This window comes from Mycobacterium europaeum (assembly GCF_034555895.2).
GTDB lineage: Bacteria > Actinomycetota > Actinomycetes > Mycobacteriales > Mycobacteriaceae > Mycobacterium > Mycobacterium europaeum.
The window spans coordinates 4821443-4838621 of record NZ_CP157315.1; the positions used below are offsets into that span (position 1 = coordinate 4821443).

Genomic DNA, 17179 nt, shown 5'->3' on the forward strand with positions numbered 1-17179 from the left:
GCACGGGAGGGGGAAACGATGACGGCAGCGTCCTTTGGTGCCGTCCGGGTTCCCAAGGCCGCCGAGCTGGTCGCCGCCAGTCTGCGCGGACAGATCATCACCGGTGAACTTCCGGCCGATGCGCTGCTGCCGGCCGAAGCCGTATTGATGGAGCAGTTCGACGTCAGCCGGCCCACCCTGCGCGAAGCGTTCCGCATCCTGGAGTCCGAGGCGTTGATCGTCGTGCGGCGCGGCGCCCTGGGCGGCGCACGCGTCAAGCCCCCCGACGGCGTCATGGCAGCGCGTCATCTGGGATATCTGCTGCAATATCGCGGCACCACGATGGCTGATGTCTACCGTGCGCGTAGCGCGCTGGAACGGCCCTTGGGCGAGGCGGTCGCGCGAGACAAACGTCGCCAGAACGTATCCCGGCTCAGCCAGGCGATCACCGAGGCGACACCGCACATCGCGAACCCGGCCGAGTATGCCCGCCACGACATCAACTTTCACCTGCTGGTCGCCGAACTCGCCGGCAACGAGACGGTCCGCACCACCGTGGAGGTGCTGTACCACCTCTTGCTGCCGGCGCGGACCCGCTACGTCGAGGCGCTGGCGCCCGGTGAGTTGGGCGTTGAGTACGGCGAAGTGCATCGCACGCACGCTTATTTTGTGACGCTGATCGAACGCCACGACACCGATGCCGCGATTGAATTGTGGAACAAGCACCTCGACGAGATCGAGCACCACTACACCGCCCGCCCGTTGGCCAAAACGGTGGTGGAGATGCTCGGCTGACCCGACGGCGTACACCTCTGAGGTGACGGTCGTTGGACGGGGGTTCATCCGATGATCTCTTGGGCCACGTCGTAGCCCTCGGCGAGCACCAGATCGGTGAGCCGGGCTAGCTCCCGGTCGGGATTGCCCAACAGGTGCTGGGATGCCGTCGCGCGTTTCAAATAGAGCTGCACCTCGTGCTCCCACGTCAAGGCGAGCCCACCATGGATTTGCATGGCGGTCCGGACCGCCTGCCAGTTCGCCTCGTGCGCGCAGACCGCGGCCACCGCCGCCGACACCGGGATCGGCTGTGGCTGGTCGAGGTGGTCGAACGCGGCCTCCACCGCGGCGGTGGCGGCCTGCACCGCCACGAATAGGTCGGCGCAGCGGTGCTTGATCGCCTGAAAGGAGCCGATCGGTCGGCCGAACTGAACCCGCGTCTTGGCGTAGTCCACCGACATGTCCAGCAGCCGTTGAGCAGCCCCGACCGCGTCGGCGGCTATCGCCAAGCGAATGAGGTCCTGCAGCCGGGCTCGCAGCGCCGCCGCGGCATCCACCTCACCCAGCGCGACTGCCGGTGCAGCGTCGAAGGTGACAGCCGCAACCGGCCGGGTCGCATCGACGGAGCGAAGCGCCTCGATGCACACCCCGGCGTCGTGCCCGTCGACCACGAATAGCCCAGGCCCGGTATCGGTTTCGGCGGCCACGATCAGCCAATCCGCCACATCAGCTTCCAGCACGGCCGGTTCGGCGCCGCTGACTCGCCAAGTGTGTCCATCATGCGTGGCGCGGGGCGCGGCGCCATCCAACGGGCTCAACGCCAGCGCCACCCGCGCCTGTCCCTGAACGATGCCTTTGAGTAGATCGGCGAAGTGTTCCTCGGCGCCGGCCCACCGGATCGCTGTCGGCGCCAGCACGGCGCTCGACAGATACGGCGCGGGCAACAGGCACCGGCCGGCCTCCATCAGGAAAATGGCCAACCCTGCCGCACCGACGTCACCGCCGCCGTACTCCTCGGGCGTCGCCAGTCCGAACACCCCCAATTCCGCGAGGCTCCCGCACAGAATCGGGTCGTCGCGGCGACCCGACTCGGCCAGTTGTCGCGTCCGGGCCAATGGCGCGTGCTGCTGCAGGCCGTCGCGGACCCAGATCCGGAACTCCATCCGGTCGTCATCGGTCAGCAACGGCATTCGGCCCCCTCCAGTCAAAGCACCATATTAGTTCGATTTCGAATACATTAGTATCCTCTATATGATTCTTCGCAATTGCCCGGGGGTGGCCTTGTGACCGCGACAGGACCAGCCGAGACGCCCGGGTTCCGTGATGAGGTCAGGGCGTTTCTTCGAGCCAACCTCCCCGCCGACTGGTCGGGTCCCGGCGCGCTGCCCGGGCCGCAGCGCCGTGAGTTCGTCGACCGGTGGCGCCGCCTGTGCGCGCACGCCGGAATGCTCGGCGTGACGTGGCCGGTGGCCTACGGCGGGCGGGGCCTGACCAAACTGGACCACCTGGTGGTGGTCGAAGAGTTCTCCCGCGCCAGGGTGCCGGTGGGCAGCCCGGGCGACACGCTGTCGATGAAGCTGCTCGGGAACACGTTGGCGGCCTGGGGAACTCACGAACAGAAGCTGCGGTTCCTGCCCCGCATCATCAGCGGCGAGGACATCTGGTGCCAGGGCTACTCCGAGCCCGAGGCCGGTTCAGACCTCGCGGGTCTGCGAACCCGTGCCCGACGCGAAGGCGACCAGTGGCACATCGACGGCCAGAAGATCTGGACCTCGAACGCGACAAACGCCAACTGGATGTTCCTGTTGGCCCGCACCGACCCGGACGCGCCGAAGTCCAAGGGCATCAGCATGCTGCTGATGCCGATGGACCAGCCTGGTGTCGACGTCCGGCCGATCACGATGCTCAACAACACCGAAGACTTTTGCGAGGTCTTTCTCAATGACGCCCGAACCGAGGCCGGTCTGGTCGTCGGGGAGGTCAACAACGGCTGGGCGGTGGCCAATTCGCTGCTCAGCCACGAACGGGGCGAGGAAGCGGCGGTCAACCCGATTCTGTTCGCCCATGAACTCGAACGCGTCTTCGCGCTGGCCAAGGATCGCGGCGCTGACCGGCAACCGGTGACCCGTGAGCGGCTCGGACGCGCCTATCTCGGTGTCGCGGTGATGAAAGCGCTGGGCGACAAGATCCTGTCGGCCTACATGCGCGACGGGTCGCTGGGGCCCGAGGCGTCCGTCGCCAAGCTCTACTGGAGCGAGTATCACCAGAGCACTACGCGGTTGGCCGTCGACATCCTGGGCACGGATGCCCTGGCGTGGGACGGTGACATGCCCATGCGGTGGTTCCGTGCCGATGACGCCGGCGCGCCAAACGATTCCAGCTCGTGGTTGTCGGTGCATCTGTGCAACGCGATGGCCGGCACCATCTACGCAGGCACGTCGGAGATTCAACGCAACATCATCGCCGAGCGGATCCTGGGGTTGCCCCGCGAGGCGCGCGCAGGGTGAGCGCTGATCTAGGGGCGTAACGCCTCGGCCAGCACCATCGGGTTGTGAAATTCCGTCCATGACCTGATCAGGCGGCCGTCGAACTCGAACACGGCGATGTAGGTGTTCTGGTAGGGCTTTCCGGTGTCGCGGGCCACGAAATCACCGTGATAGCGGGCCACGACAGTCCTGTCGTCGGTGGCGGACAACACCTCGTCGAGGTGTAGCGGGTGCGGATCGAACAGCTTGGCCACCCCCTCGAAGAGTTGCCGAACACCGCGCTTGCCCCTGACGTGAGACCAAAAACCGGTGCGCTCATCCTGGAACGGCAGCCGCACCTCGATCTCCTCGGCGAACAACGTCATCGCGGTGTCGAAGTCACCACCGGAGAAGTCACGCAGCAGAGCCGCCACCATCTCCGCTCGGCTCGTATCGGCAACGACGTCAGCCATAGTGGTCTCCTAATTGTGTCGACGGCACACGACCGGATCGAGGTGCACGGCGGCGCCACGCGGGTGACACCCGCTTCTCATGGCCCGACCCTAGCGCTACTTGACGCAAACGCCAAGTATTGTTGACAACAATGCCAAGTTCGTAAATGCGTCTTGAACTGCGTCGATACCGTGCGACGGCGCGGATTCAGCGATCTGCATGACCAGGTCGCCCGCCCTTGTGCAGTATCATCAGGCGACGATACGGGCCTTACCAAACCGCGACGGGACTGTGGACCAACAGCACAACGACATCCCATTGAGTCCTCGCGCGATGCAGACGCGGGACTCAATATTGGAGGCGGCCCGCAGCCTGTTCCTCAGTCGCGGCTACGCCGGTACCCGCATCAACGACATCACCGAGAAGTGCGGGATCTCCCGCGCCGGCTTTTACACCTACTTCAAGGACAAGGCCGAGGTGTTTGCCGCACTTGGTCAGAATGCCTACCACGACGCCCAGACCGTGGTCAGAGGGTGGGAGACGCTCGGCGCTCATCCGACGCTGGATGACGTGAAGTCATGGGTGGGCGCCTACTTCGCCTACATGGACGTCCACGGCGCTTTCGTCCTGTCCTCGAGCAGTTGGTCGTCGAGCAGCGACACGTTCCGGGAGGGCGCGCGTCGGATGGAGATGCACGTGGCCGCCCCGCTGGGGCTCGCGCTGCAGGCACGCCGATCATCGCCGACTCCGTCAACCGACACTCTGGGGCTAGCGGTGCTGGCCCTGCTGGACCGCGCGTGGTACTTCGTGCGACCGGAAGGCCTGCCGGTGGAGGACGACGACATGGTCACCACCGTCGCCGGCATGATCATGGCGATCCTCAACGACTCACTCACGACTCAATCAACGCGACCCGCCGAGGAGACGCCGCGGCCGCAACCTCCCCACACTGCCCCGGTACCCCCGCATAACGGCACGACCACCCCGCCGCGACGGGCATCGGCCACTGTTGCGCGCCCCGGCGGCGGTGCGGCGATGACGATGGGTGACATCGTCATCGACAACGCCGAACGCTTCCCTGACGTCGCGGCCTACCGCCTCAGATCCCGTGTCATCAGCCATCGCCAGTTGCGTGACCGCGGCGTGAAGTTGGCGTCGGCGATGGCCCAGAGCGGACTGCGCCGCCAAGACCGCATCGCCGTGCTCGGTCGCAACAGCATCGAATACGGCGAGTTGTTGGCCGCCACCCAGCTCAGCGGAATCATGATGGCAACGATCAACTTTCGGCTGTCCGCACCCGAAATCCTCGATGCCCTGCGCAGGGTCACGCCGTCCATCATATTTTGCGACGACGAGTTCGCTTCCACCGTGGGCAAACTCGCGCCCCAGCTGAGCGGGGTTCGGCAGATCGTCTGCCTCGGTACGTCCCCTCCGCCGGGAATGACGCGGCTCGACGCCTTCATTGCGCAGGGTGTCGCCGATGCGCTGCCGTTCGCCGCACGACCCGACGACATTGCGTGCCTGCTATTCACCAGCGGCACCACGGGTCCTTCGAAGTGCTGCATGCTCGGACACCGCGAACTGCGCCGAATCGCTTTCGCGGCCAACGTCGAGATGCGCACCGGCTCCGACGACCGCGGGCTGATCAACATGCCGATGTTCCACTTCGGCGCCTTGGCCATCATCAGCGCCCTGCACGCTCGCGGCGGAACCGCAGTCCTCCAAGCACAATTCGACACCGCAGAAGCCCTCCGGTTGGTTACATCCGAACGCATCACCCTGCTGCATCTGGCCCCGGTGATGCTCCAAGCCCTGCTGGACGAACCCGGCGCCCACGAGGCCCTCGGCGCTGTGCGCACCGTCGTCTATTCCGCCGCGCCGATGTCGCCGCACACCCTGCGCCAAGCGCTGACGACCATGCCCAACGCCGGGTTCACCAACCTCTACGGGCAAACCGAAGCCATCGTGTCGGGACTACCACGGGAACTGCACACCCTCGACAACCCCACAGCGGCACACCGACTCGGATCGGTCGGATTCCCCTTTCCCGGTGTGTCGATACGCATCGTCGACGATGACGGCCTCGACGTTCCCGCCGGCCAGCCGGGCGAGATCATCGTTCAGTCGGACTCACTGTTTCGCGGCTACTGGAACGACCAGGCCGCCACGCTGGCGACGTTGCGCGACGGATGGTGTCACACCGGCGATATCGGGCGCATCGACAAAAACGGGCTGCTCTATCTGGTCGACCGGAAGAAGGACGTGATCATCAGCGGTGGGGAAAACGTGTACTCCCCAGAGGTCGAGCTCGCGCTGCGCGGCCTCGACGAGGTCGCGGACTGCGCGGTCGTCGGAACACCGGATCCCCGGTGGGGTGAAGCCGTCACCGCGGTCGTGGTGCTGCGACCCGGCGCGCAGCTGACCCTGGATCGCATCCAGCACTTCCTGCGCGACACCCTGGCCCGGTACAAAGTGCCGCGCCGGCTGGCCATCGTCGACGAACTGCCCGCACTGCCCAGCGGCAAAATCGACAAGAAACGTATCCGCGACATCGTCGCCCACTCGTAGCAGCGCCGCCCGCCCCAAGGCCGTGCGTGAAGGTGCACGACGATGGCATCGGCGGTGATGCGGAACTGCGGTCAAGGTCCTTCCCCGAAATCCGGCGGCAGCTCGCGACCGGGATGGGACAAAATATGCCAGTCCCGTGCCACTTCATCGGATAACGCACGTGATTCGAGGCGTGAGCACAGGTATCGCAGTGGCCTAACAGAGGGTTGGCAATAGCACTGTCACAAGGAAATACATCCCTGGTTCAGGGTCCGCCGGTCACCGCAACCTGACCGATGCGGAGCCCGCCGTTCTGTCATTAACGAACAAAATATTGACACATCACTGTCAGATAGACTTCCCGGGCGCGGCCAGGCGGGCCCGCGCACTCGATCCCTCCGCCACTACCGCGCTGCCGGAACACTAGGACAGGGGCACACATGGGACTGCTCGACAACAAAGTCGCACTGATCACCGGTGCTGCGCGTGGGCAAGGCCGCAGCCACGCGGTAGCGATGGCCGAGCAAGGCGCCGACATCATCGCGGTCGACCGCGCCGCCGATATGGATTCCATCCCCTACTCCTTGGCCAGCCGCGACGATCTGGAGCAGACCGCGCAACTCGTCCGTGATCGGGGCAGGCGGATTCACACGTCGGTGGTAGATGTCCGCGACCTAGTCGACCTGCGAGCGGCTGCCGAGACCGGAATCACCGAACTCGGGGACATCGACATCGTGGTCGCCAACGCCGGCGTGGTGGCCACGGGCAAGACCGACCCCACCGACCAGGGCCTCTACCGAGACATCGTGGAGACGAACCTGTTCGGGGTCTGGAACACCCTGGTAGCCTCAGTGCCCTCGATGATCCGAAAAGGACGCGGCGGCTCCATCATCCTGACCAGTTCGACGCAGGGACTGGTGGGCCGAGGTGGGGACGGCAGCGCGGCAGCCTTCGCCTACGCCGCGTCAAAGCATGGTGTCGTCGGCCTGATGAGGGTGGCGGCTACCTCTTACGCCGAGCACAGCATTCGGGTCAACACGGTGCACCCGACCGGGGTCTTCACTCCAATGGTGGTCAACGAGCACATGGCGCAAGTGTTTACCGAGCATCCGTCGGCGGCGAAGCTGGCCACCAACCTGCTTCCGGTCCCGTTCATCGAGGCACAGGACGTCACCAACGCAGTGGTGTGGCTGGCCAGCGACCACGCCCGCTACATCACCGGGGTGTGCCTGCCCGTCGACGCCGGATACACCGCCATGTAGTAGCGCGTTGCACCGGGGGCACTCGGCCGGCGGTGCGCTAAGCACCGGCACCCAGTGCCGACAACGGACGCACCACTTCGGCGCGAGGGTCAGATCAGCTCAGCGAGGAGCCCGGCCATGAGCACGGCAGGCCACTGGAAAGCGGGTAGTTCACCGAGGGTGTCGCTGAGCGTCGGGTGTGACATGAGCCATCGCCGTACCCACTGCGGTGAGCGCTCCGGAAAGCCCTGCAGCACTGCGAATCTCGGCAAAGGAACGAGTCATTGCATCGGTGACCTCGTGGGTGTCGGCAAACGTGTGGTCGTCGGCGATCACGGAGATGTTGAACTGGTCGACGTAGCTCCACACCGTCATGTTCATTGCGCTGCCGTTCATGACTGGTCCGACGGAGTAGATCTCTGTCATCGGTGCCCCAGCGATCGTTCCCCGTTCCCTGGGGCCGGGCACGTTGGAGATCGGCACGTTCATCAGCATGTTCTGCGCTTCGTGGCGGGCCAGCCAGGCGAATGCGCGGGGCGCGACCGGCGGCGGCAGGTAGGCCGACCACCGGCTCATGATCGCGGGCCCCAGCAGGTGGAAGTTCTCCTTGGCGATCCCGGCTGCGGCGTGGCTGAGCGTCACCCGTTCCACCGGGTCGTCGAGGTGTACTGGCAGCGACACCAGCATCGCCCCCAGTTGGTTGCCGACGATGCGGTCGGGTGAGGTGTCGAGGCTGGCCGGCACCGACGCGATGATCGGCTCGGCAGCGCGACCGTCGTAGCGCAGCAGCAGTTCTCGCAGTGCCCCCGCGGCGGTCGCCAGAACGAGATCGTTGATCGTGACGCCGAAGTGCTTACTGGTCGCCTTGACGTCAGCCAGTGACAGCGTGGCGCTGGCGAACGTTCGGCCGGGTGGTACGAGGTGGTTGAGGAATGTCGGGGGAGGACGGAAATTTTTGGCCATGGTTGCGTTGTGGTCGCGTTCGCGAGATCGACGGCGAACGCGGGTGATTCCGTTAACGGTGCTGGTGATCAGGGCGGGCAGTTCACGGATCTGGTCGAGGTGATCGCGGGCCGCGGCGCGCAGCAGGACACCCGTGGATGGTGGGACGCTGCCGCCGTCGTTGTCGCGTTCGCTACGGCTGGTGCTGCGGGTGTCGATGGCCCGTGCCATCAGGTTGGCGGAGGCCACCCCGTCGGCCAGGGCGTGGTGCACCTTGCCGATCACCGCGAAGCGGTTGTCGGCCATGCCTTCGACGAAGTGGAACTCCCACAGCGGACGGGTGCGGTCCAGGGGGCTAGCGGTGATCTCGCCGATCAGGGTGTCGAGTTCTCGGCGGCCTCCCGGTGCTGCCACCCGGGCGCGGCGCACGTGGTAGTCCAGGTCGATTCGCGCGTTTTCCAGCCACATCGGGCGATGCAGTTTGAAGGGCATGTCGACGAGCTGATAGCGCAGTGGCTCCAGGAGGTGCAGGCGGCGACCCAGTGTCCGTTGGAACAGTTCGAAGGTGTAGTCGCCGGGATGGTTGGAGGCGTCGATGACGGCGACTTTGAGGGTATGCATGTGGATGTTGGGTGTCTCGCTGTACAACATCAGCGCATCCCAGCCGTTGAGCCGCTTCACAATTCACACCTCCGCGGCGATCGCAGGGTCAGTGGTGCCTGTATATCGGGTTTGCTGTCCGCTCGGCGTGGCTTTGCCGGACCTGGTCGAGGAAGATGCCGATGACGGTTGCGGCTGTGGCGGTTCGTGTCGCGTCGGTCATGTCGAATCCGTGGTGACCGCCAGGTAACTCGAGGTAGCCGACAGCCGCTTGTGACGTGGCGCGCAATGCGTCGACGAATGCCCGCGCCTGCCAGACCGGGATCACGGTGTCGGCCGTGCCATGCACCACGAGGAAGGGCGGCGCGTCGGGCCGTACGCGCGCGATCGGCGATGCGCTACGGAAGATGTTGCGGTGGCGCGTGTAGCGACGCCGCACCACCACACGTTCAAGGAAGTCCACGAACTTGTCGCGTTCCGGTGTCGAGCGGTCCTCCCAATCGTATCGGCCGTACATGCTCACCACCGCGTCCACCGACGTCTCGGCACCCGGCGGTAGGTCACCGCGAAAGCGGGGGTCGTCCCAGCTGAGGGCGGCCAGCGCCGAGAGGTGACCACCGGCAGAACAGCCTGCGATCGCGACGAACTCGGTGTCCCCGCCAAATTGGTCGGCGTTCGCGCGGGCCCACGCCACGGCGGCGTTGACGTCGAGTAGGTGCCTTGGCCAGCGGTGCTGGGGCGCAACCCGGTAATCGATCGATAGGCAGATCCAGCCCTGTTCGGCCAGATGCGACATCAGTGCGTAGCCCTGCATCACGCGGCTGCCGTACACCCATGCGCCGCCCGGCACGAAGATCAGGACCGGCGCAGGGTCGGCCGGCAGGGTGCGGCGCCGCCACACGTCGAGGACTTGGCCGGGGCTCTCGCCGTAGGGGACTGACCGTCGATAGAGATAATCTCTGCGTTGCTGACCGGCTTTGAACAGCGGCGCAATTCGCTCGGGAGCGGGCCACTCGACGGAGGTGCGGTCGGGCGTCACGTCGGCCAGGACGGCTTCAGCGGCTGCTCTGGTCTGATCGCGCTCCCGCTTGCGCAGTTCGCCCGCCCCCGGCGCTAGCCGCGACCGCACCGCCGCGGACACGAAGTCAGGGGCATGCCGATACCCCCACACGCCCACGGCGGCGGCGCCCCCGAACGGTTGAAAATACCTGCCGATCATCGGTATCGATCCATACGAGGTTGCCAGCGCCACAATGTAATCGGTGGCGCGGGCGCGCACGACCCATTTGGCCACTGACCGCAGGCCCGGGGTGGTGCCCTCGCGGTCGGTCGAAGTCATTTCGGCACCTTCGGCGTCGCGTCGCGGCGCCGTCGGCAACGGATATTTCACCATGGCGTGCCGTCACGTCGTTGCCGAGAACTCTTCAGTCGTCGTTCGATCGTTGCCACGGGTTCCGTTCTGTGTCGGGGTGACGGTTGCCGCAGGGTGGTCCGCTGCAGAGTCGGGTTCACCCACTGTCGGTGGTGGACACGCGCGCTTGCAGTTCGGCGCGCAGGATCTTGCCGGTGCTGCTGCGCGGCAGCTCTGCCAGGACAGCGATCTCACGCGGCACCTTGTAGTTGGCCAAGGTGTCGCGGACGTGCTGCTTGAGTGCATCCGTGGTGACTGTCGCGGATTCGGCCAACACCACGAACGCGACCAAACGTTGCCCGTATTGCTCGTCATCGACACCGATGACCGCGACCTCTTCCACTGCGGGATGTAGCGCCAACGCTCGCTCCACCTCGATCGGATAGACGTTCTCCCCTCCGGAGACGATCATCTCGTCGTCGCGCCCGACGACGAACAACCGGCCTGCCTCGTCGAGGTAGCCGACGTCTCCGGAGGACATGAATCCTTGATGAAAGTCCTTGGTGGTCCCCGAGGTGTAGCCGTCGAACTGCGTCGAGTTGCGGACGTAGATGCCGCCCACCTCACCGGTCGGCAATTCGGTGAAATCGGCGCCCAGGATCCGGATTTCGGTGCCCTCAGCAGGTCTGCCGGCGGTATCGGGCGCCGCGCGTAAATCCGCCGGGGTGGCGGTGGCGATCATGCCGGCTTCGGTGGCGTTGTAGTTGTTGTAGATGACATCGCCGAACTGGTCCATGAAGGCGATCACCACATCAGGCCGCATCCGTGAACCGGATGCGGCAGCGAACCGCAGCGAGCGCCCGCTGTAGCGGTTGCGGACATCGTCGGGCAGGTCCATGATTCGGTCCAACATCACCGGAACCACGGCCAGCCCGGTGGCGCGGTATCGGTCGACGAGGTCCAGGGTGGCCTCGGGATCGAACTTGCGGCGCGTAACCACGGTGCACGCCATCATCGCCGCGAGCACCAACTGCCCGAAACCCCAGGCGTGAAACATCGGTGCCGCCACGACGGTCGTCTCTTCAGCGCGCCACGGCGTCCGGTTCAGGATCGCCTCGACAGCCCGGAGCCCACCACCGGAATGCCTGGCGCCCTTGGGGAGTCCCGTCGTCCCGGAGGTCAGCAGGATCAGTTTGCCGGTGCGCGTCGCCGGCCAGGGGCGTTGCCCGCGATAGGCGGTGATCATCTTCTCGACCGTCACCTCGTGAGCGGCGGGATCATCGGTCCACGCCACGATGCGGTGCACGTCGGGGTCTACCGCCAATGCGTGCTCGACCGTCTCGGTGAACTCCTCGTCGAAGACAACCACCTCAACGCGTTCCCGCGCCACGACCTCGGCCAAGGCGGGGCCCGCGAACGACGTATTCAGCAGTAGAACGTCGGCGCCGATTCTGCTGGCCGCAACGACGGCTTCGACGAAGCCACGATGATTGCGGCACATAACGCCGATCGTGGCCGGCGGTCCGCTGCGCCGCGCTTGCAGGGCGGCCGCGAACGCGCTGCAACGCCGATCGAGTTCTTGCCAGCTCAATGTCCCGAGTTCATCGATCAGACCGGGCCGGTGCGGACACCGCGCCGCGGCGATCGCAAAACCCGCCGTCGCCGACATTCCTTCACGCCGCACCGCGGAGAGGATCCGAAGGTATTTGTCGGGGCGCAGGACCGTTACAAGCCCGGCGCGGACGAAGGTCGCTGTCAGGGCGTAGAGATCAGTCACGACGCGCCACCAAAACAGTCGCGCCGTGCTCAGTGAGTAGCCGCGGCGTTCAGCGCACGGCAAAGCCGGCATCAAGGGGCCAGGCCGTTCCGGTGATGAACTTGGCTTCATCGGAGACCAGGAAGGCCACCGCGTTCGCCACGTCTTCGGGCATCAGCATCGGGATCGGCAACACGTTCTGCATCGCCTCGATCGCGACGTCCCCGGACTCGAGTAGTTTGCCCATCGCTTCGTTCATGACCATGCCGGTCGCCACCCCAGTGGGGTGGATGGTGTTCACCCGGATGGAATGTTTCCCCAGGTCGTTGGCCCACACCTGCATCAGACCCACGAGTCCTCGCTTGGCGGCTGAATAGGCCTGACCGCCGGTCCGGTCGGTGCCGGTGGCTTTGAGCCCGGCGCTGGAGCTGGTGATGACGATCGATCCGCCGCGCCCGCCCGCGATCAGGGTCGGGATCGCGGCATGCACGGTGTTCCACACCCCAGTCAGGTTGACGTCGACGATGTCACGGAACACCTGCCGGTCGTCACCACCACCGGACAGCCGGATGATGCCGGCGTTGGCGATCACGATGTCCAAGCGCCCGAATTCGGCGAGGCCGTCGGCGAGGACCGCCTCCACCGCGTCGCCGTCGCGGACATCGGCCTGACGCGCCACGATGCGCCGGCCGGCACCCTCGACCAGCTTGACCGTCTCGTCCAAATCCGACCGGGTGGCGTTGGGATAGTCCATCGACGCGATATCGGCACAGATGTCCAACGCGATGATGTCGGCGCCGTCGGCAGCCAACCGCACCGCGTGGGCACGTCCTTGCCCGCGCGCGGCGCCGGTGATGAAAGCAACCCGACCGTCCAACACACCCATGCTCGTCAACCCTTTTCGCTCTTGTGCCGCGCAATGTCGCCTCGCTGGGAGTGAGGTCCGCGTGGACAGCTGTCAGCAGCCCACGCCGCGGGATACCGACACTATGGCAGCCAAGTGTCAAAGGTCAAGACGGTGCTTCTCGGGAGCTCAGCCGAATCTCACGGGTAGCCGCAGAGAACACGAGGACGCCGATCACCATCGAGCGGCGGGCCTGTCACGTTGTCCAAACAGGAATTATCGCCGCAGTTCAACGTCTTCAGTCCGACGTTCTTCACTGATCACCCGCATCGCCGGGCGTCGTACCGCCACGGCACGAATCGACGCTGAATCCAGCGCGTCGCCGATAAGACAATATGGCAGTCACCTGCCAGGCCTCGGGGCATCGAGGAAACTAGCGCAAGGCGGCCGATAACGCGGCGAACTCGTGCCGGACGAGGTCGTCGACGGTGTGATCGGGGCCCGATACCCACCGCTTGACGGCACGGTCGAGCAGCAGCAGCCCGACCCCGGCGAGTACCTCCGCCGCGGCATCCGGCGTCGGAAGCCCGCGGCGCTCTGCGACCGCCATCGCGACGATCTGTGCATTGCCATCCTGGTCCTGGCGTTCCTGACCGCGCAGGACCACAGAGGTGGCGACCGCTTTCTGATAGAGCGAGACGCGGCGGCGGATCCGTTTCAGGCCGATTGCCAGCGACGCGAACGACTCGGTCATGGCGTCGAGGTCTGACACCGACGTCGGTTGGGCGAGATAGACCCCCCGGAATCCTTGGATGAAGTCATAGGCTCCGAAGAACAAGATGGACTGCTTGGTGGGGAAGTAACGGAAGAACGTTCGCGTGGACACGCCGGCCGCCTTGGCGATCTCGTCGGTGGTCGTTGCGTCGTATCCCTGCGTGCTGAAGAGATCGAGTGCGACGTCGACCAGCGTGGTACGCACCCGATCGGCGTGATCGCCACGGGGCGAGCGTTCACCGCGCACCATCGCTGCGCACCTCCTCAAGCCGATGTGCGGGTCTGGGTCACAGTGGCCTCGAAGGATCCCCGCACCACGGGCAAGCCCTCGTCTATTCCGACAGTATGACAGTGAACTGTCAAAATCCTCTACGGTTGGCGGTGATAGCCGGATCACAAGCACTGCACGCAGCTGTCGGTGCCGGCGGCGGGCGGGGTATCGGAGAATGTGATCGCGCCGTGCCGGCGCGTAGCGACGAAGCAACCCTATGCAGGCCGGTCCAGGCATTCAAATAACGGTTCCTAACAGGCTATTCACCGGCTTGGCGCCGCCAATCCCGGGAAGCGCACGCATCATCGCGCAAGCCGTGCGCTGGCATCGACGCGCGCAGGGAGGCCCGGCGCGCCGGGGCGCGCACGACGGTTGGCGACGCAGGTCGCTGTCGATCGGACGCCGAGCCCGCAGCCGTACATTGACTATGACAGTCCTCTGCCATACTCTCGCTAACGAAGCCAGTCTTCGAATCCATCGGCCCGAAAGGCGTGTGCGTGGCGGAGAACGTGTTCCTTGTGTTGAGCAACCCCATCGAGGGTCAAGACGACGCATTCAATGCGTGGTACGACTCCACGCACGTGCCGGAGGTTCTCGACGTTCCCGGTGTCGTGGCCGCCCAGCGCTATGACCTGTCCGAGGTCAAGGTGCCTGAGGACGAGGACCTGCCCGCACAGCTACCGCCGCCGACGCACCGCTATCTCGTGGTCTACGAACTCGATCGCGAGCCCGACGCCGTGATGGCGGAGTTCCTCAAGCGGGTCATGGCGGGCACGTTGACGCTGGGCGAGACGTTGGACCTGAGCACCGTGTCATTGACCGGCTGGACCCCCCGCGGCGAACGCCGGGTAGCGACATGACGGCTGGGTCCCCGTTCCACGTGACACGCGTGCGGACGAGATCCGCTCGAACTCATGACCTTTCGCTGTTCGTCCCGATGAGTGAGGCCGCATCATGCCCTTGGCGTTGACCGAAGACCACGGTGCACTCGCCGACGTCGCCAAATCACTAGTCGCCGGTCGCGGCGGAACCGCAGCCGCGCGCCGCATCCTGCTCGACGCGGACGACAGCGGGCGCTGGTGGCAGAACGACGGCTTGTGGAAGGAGATCGTCTCCACCGGCTGGCTTGGTTTGCACATCGACGAACGCTACGGCGGTCAGGGCTTCGGACTACCCGAGCTGACCATTGTGCTCGAACAACTCGGCCGCGCCGCGATTGCGGGACCGTTTTTGCCCACGGTGGCCGTCTCGGCAGTCATCGCCGAGGTCGGCACCGAGGAGCAACGACAACGTTGGCTCCCGAAGCTGGTGTCCGGCGACGTCGTGGCCGCGGTCGGCACCACCAGTGATGCCGCGCTGAGCGGATCGGCAGTCGCGGCTGACGCAATCGCGACCCTCGGGGAGCGAGACGCCGATCTGTTCCTCATTCCGGTCGGGGACGATCTGGTGCTCGTCGAGGCGGGCGACGCGGTGAGTACAACGCGAAGCGACTCCGTCGATCAGGTGATGCGCCCGATCACCGTGGCCAACTTGGCGTCGGCGCCGGTGGCGGACAGCTTCCCCGGGGCGGCCCGCGTTGCGGCCCGGACGGTGCGCCTGCTGGCCGCGGCCGAAGCCGTCGGCGGTCTCACCGCGTGCACCGAGATGGCCAGCGTCTATGCGGCCACCCGTGAACAGTTCGGCCGCCCGATCGGGTCCTTTCAGTCCATCAAGCACCATTGCGCCAACATGTTGGTCGACACCGAGCTCGCCGTGTCCGCCACCTGGGATGCGGCCCGCACCAAGGCATCCGAGGCCGAGCTGGCGGTGACGATGGCGGCCGGGCACGTGTTGCCCGCCTATCAACGCGCGGCGCTGAAAAACATCCAGATCCACGGCGGCATCGGCTACACCTGGGAACACGACGCCCACCTCTACGTCCGCCGCGCAACGGTGCTGCTGGCGTTCGCCGGCGGCGAGGACGCGCTCCGCGATGACGTCGCAGCCCTGCAGATCGGCGGTGCACGCCAAGGCACGTCGTTGGACCTACCGCCGGAAGCCGAACAGTACCGGCAGGCGGTAAGGGACTTCCGGGCAGAGCTGGCCAAGACCGAACCCGCCGCGCAGCAGAAGCTGTGGGCTCACGCCGGATATCTGGTGCCGCACTGGCCCAAACCCTACGGCCGCGCCGCCGGCTCGATCGAGCAGCTGATCATCGAGCAGGAGCTGCGCGGCGTGGAACGCCCCAGCTTGGGTCTGGGCGAGTGGATGGTGCCCACGGTGTTGCAACACGGCAGCCCTGAACAGATCGACCGGTTCATCTGGCCCAGCCTGGAGGGTGAGGAGCGGTGGTGCCAGCTGTTCAGTGAACCGGGAGCCGGCTCGGATGCGGCTGCGGTGTCCACCAAGGCCGTCCGCACCGACGGCGGGTGGACGCTCACCGGCCAGAAGGTGTGGACCAGCGACGCGGTGAACTGCCAGCTCGGGCTGGCCACGGTGCGCACTGACACGAATGTGCCCAAGCACAAGGGCATTACAGCCATGATCATCGACCTGTCCGCACCGGGTATCGAGATCCGTCCCTTGCGGGAGATCACCGGGGAAGCCCTCTTCAACGAGGTCTTCTTCGACGAGGTGTTCGTCTCCGACGATCGCGTGGTCGGCGAGGTCAACAACGGCTGGCGGGTGGCCATGGCGGCTCTGGGCAATGAGCGGGTGTCGATCGGCGGCGGCTCGGTGACCATGGTCGCCGAGGACCTGCTCGATCTGTTGGCGCGTCACCGCGGCAACGGTCACCGGCTGGCCGGCGAGGTCGGGGCGCTGCTCGTGGAGGCCTACGCCCTGGCGACGGTGAACCTGCGCCAAGCTGCGCGCGCGGTCTTCGAATCCGGACCCGGCATCGAAGGCAACATCGCCAAACTCTTCGGCGCCGAGCACGCCCAGCGCGTCGCCGAACTCGCGCTGCGCATCGCTGGACCGGCCCTGTTGACCGGACCCGACGGCTGCCAGGCCGTCAGCGGCGACCCGCTGGGCCGGCAGGCCGCCGGGACGGTGGTGCACGACTACCTGTTCAGCCGCTGCCTGACCATCGCCGGCGGCACCTCCGAAGTCGTCAGAAATCTGATCGCCGAACGAATCTTGGGCCTGCCCAGGGACCCGGCGCCTGCACCGACCACCAAGTAACGCGATGACTGGAGAAATGA

Annotated in this window: 13 protein-coding genes and 1 pseudogene; 7 read left to right on the top strand and 7 right to left on the bottom strand. The window is 65.9% G+C overall.

What is annotated here, in order from left to right; translation table 11 throughout:
• The first annotated feature begins 18 nt into the window (after positions 1–18).
• Positions 19–774, top strand: a complete 756-nt coding sequence (locus tag U8D42_RS22200; protein ID WP_062886288.1) for a FadR/GntR family transcriptional regulator — start codon at positions 19–21, stop codon at positions 772–774.
• Between the two features lie 44 nt (positions 775–818).
• Here U8D42_RS22200 and U8D42_RS22205 read toward each other — a convergent pair whose 3' ends face one another.
• Positions 819–1943 (bottom strand): acyl-CoA dehydrogenase family protein, encoded by a 1125-nt coding sequence (locus U8D42_RS22205; RefSeq protein WP_322858211.1) that lies wholly within the window; start codon positions 1941–1943, stop codon positions 819–821.
• A 93-nt stretch (positions 1944–2036) separates the two neighbouring features.
• Between U8D42_RS22205 and U8D42_RS22210 the strand changes: the two genes are divergently transcribed.
• Positions 2037–3260: an acyl-CoA dehydrogenase family protein gene (locus U8D42_RS22210; protein WP_062886290.1), complete on the top strand. Its 1224-nt coding sequence runs from the start codon at positions 2037–2039 to the stop codon at positions 3258–3260.
• A gap of 8 nt (positions 3261–3268) precedes the next feature.
• Here the strand turns inward: U8D42_RS22210 and U8D42_RS22215 are convergent, their stop codons facing one another.
• On the bottom strand, positions 3269–3691 hold the full coding sequence (locus tag U8D42_RS22215; protein WP_081216144.1) for a nuclear transport factor 2 family protein: 423 nt from the start codon (positions 3689–3691) through the stop codon (positions 3269–3271).
• Between the two features lie 313 nt (positions 3692–4004).
• Here U8D42_RS22215 and U8D42_RS29405 point away from each other — a divergent pair.
• From U8D42_RS29405 to U8D42_RS22225, 3 genes and pseudogenes are all read left to right on the top strand, one after another.
• Positions 4005–4103, top strand: a pseudogene (locus U8D42_RS29405) (TetR family transcriptional regulator); the annotation flags it as partial.
• A 603-nt stretch (positions 4104–4706) separates the two neighbouring features.
• The gene (locus U8D42_RS22220; RefSeq protein ID WP_431523887.1) at positions 4707–6239 is read left to right on the top strand and encodes an AMP-binding protein; all 1533 of its coding nucleotides are present in this window, start codon (positions 4707–4709) and stop codon (positions 6237–6239) included.
• A gap of 419 nt (positions 6240–6658) precedes the next feature.
• Entirely contained in the window at positions 6659–7480 is an 822-nt protein-coding gene (locus tag U8D42_RS22225) for a mycofactocin-coupled SDR family oxidoreductase (RefSeq protein WP_062887352.1), read from the top strand.
• 150 nt (positions 7481–7630) lie between these two features.
• Here U8D42_RS22225 and U8D42_RS22230 read toward each other — a convergent pair whose 3' ends face one another.
• The 5 genes from U8D42_RS22230 to U8D42_RS22250 all read right to left on the bottom strand — a co-directional run bounded on the left by U8D42_RS22230 (position 7631) and on the right by U8D42_RS22250 (position 13976).
• Positions 7631–9082, bottom strand: a complete 1452-nt coding sequence (locus U8D42_RS22230; protein WP_085288702.1) for a WS/DGAT/MGAT family O-acyltransferase — start codon at positions 9080–9082, stop codon at positions 7631–7633.
• A 28-nt stretch (positions 9083–9110) separates the two neighbouring features.
• Entirely contained in the window at positions 9111–10340 is a 1230-nt protein-coding gene (locus U8D42_RS22235; RefSeq protein WP_322858209.1) for an alpha/beta hydrolase, read from the bottom strand.
• 169 nt (positions 10341–10509) lie between these two features.
• Positions 10510–12129 carry an acyl-CoA ligase FadD12 gene (fadD12, locus tag U8D42_RS22240; RefSeq protein WP_322858208.1) on the bottom strand — a complete coding sequence of 540 codons (1620 nt, stop codon included), beginning with the start codon at positions 12127–12129 and terminating at the stop codon, positions 10510–10512.
• 49 nt (positions 12130–12178) lie between these two features.
• The gene (locus U8D42_RS22245) at positions 12179–12994 is read right to left on the bottom strand and encodes a mycofactocin-coupled SDR family oxidoreductase (RefSeq protein ID WP_322858207.1); all 816 of its coding nucleotides are present in this window, start codon (positions 12992–12994) and stop codon (positions 12179–12181) included.
• A 391-nt stretch (positions 12995–13385) separates the two neighbouring features.
• Positions 13386–13976, bottom strand: coding sequence for a TetR family transcriptional regulator (locus U8D42_RS22250; RefSeq protein WP_062887743.1), 591 nt, complete (start codon positions 13974–13976; stop codon positions 13386–13388).
• Positions 13977–14494: 518 nt separating this feature from the next.
• On the opposite strand from U8D42_RS22250, the gene U8D42_RS22255 reads away from it, so the two are divergent.
• Together U8D42_RS22255 and U8D42_RS22260 are read left to right on the top strand one after the other, a co-directional pair.
• Positions 14495–14857: a DUF4286 family protein gene (locus tag U8D42_RS22255; protein WP_062886387.1), complete on the top strand. Its 363-nt coding sequence runs from the start codon at positions 14495–14497 to the stop codon at positions 14855–14857.
• Positions 14858–14951: 94 nt separating this feature from the next.
• Positions 14952–17159, top strand: a complete 2208-nt coding sequence (locus U8D42_RS22260; RefSeq protein ID WP_322858206.1) for an acyl-CoA dehydrogenase — start codon at positions 14952–14954, stop codon at positions 17157–17159.
• Positions 17160–17179: the final 20 nt, after the last annotated feature.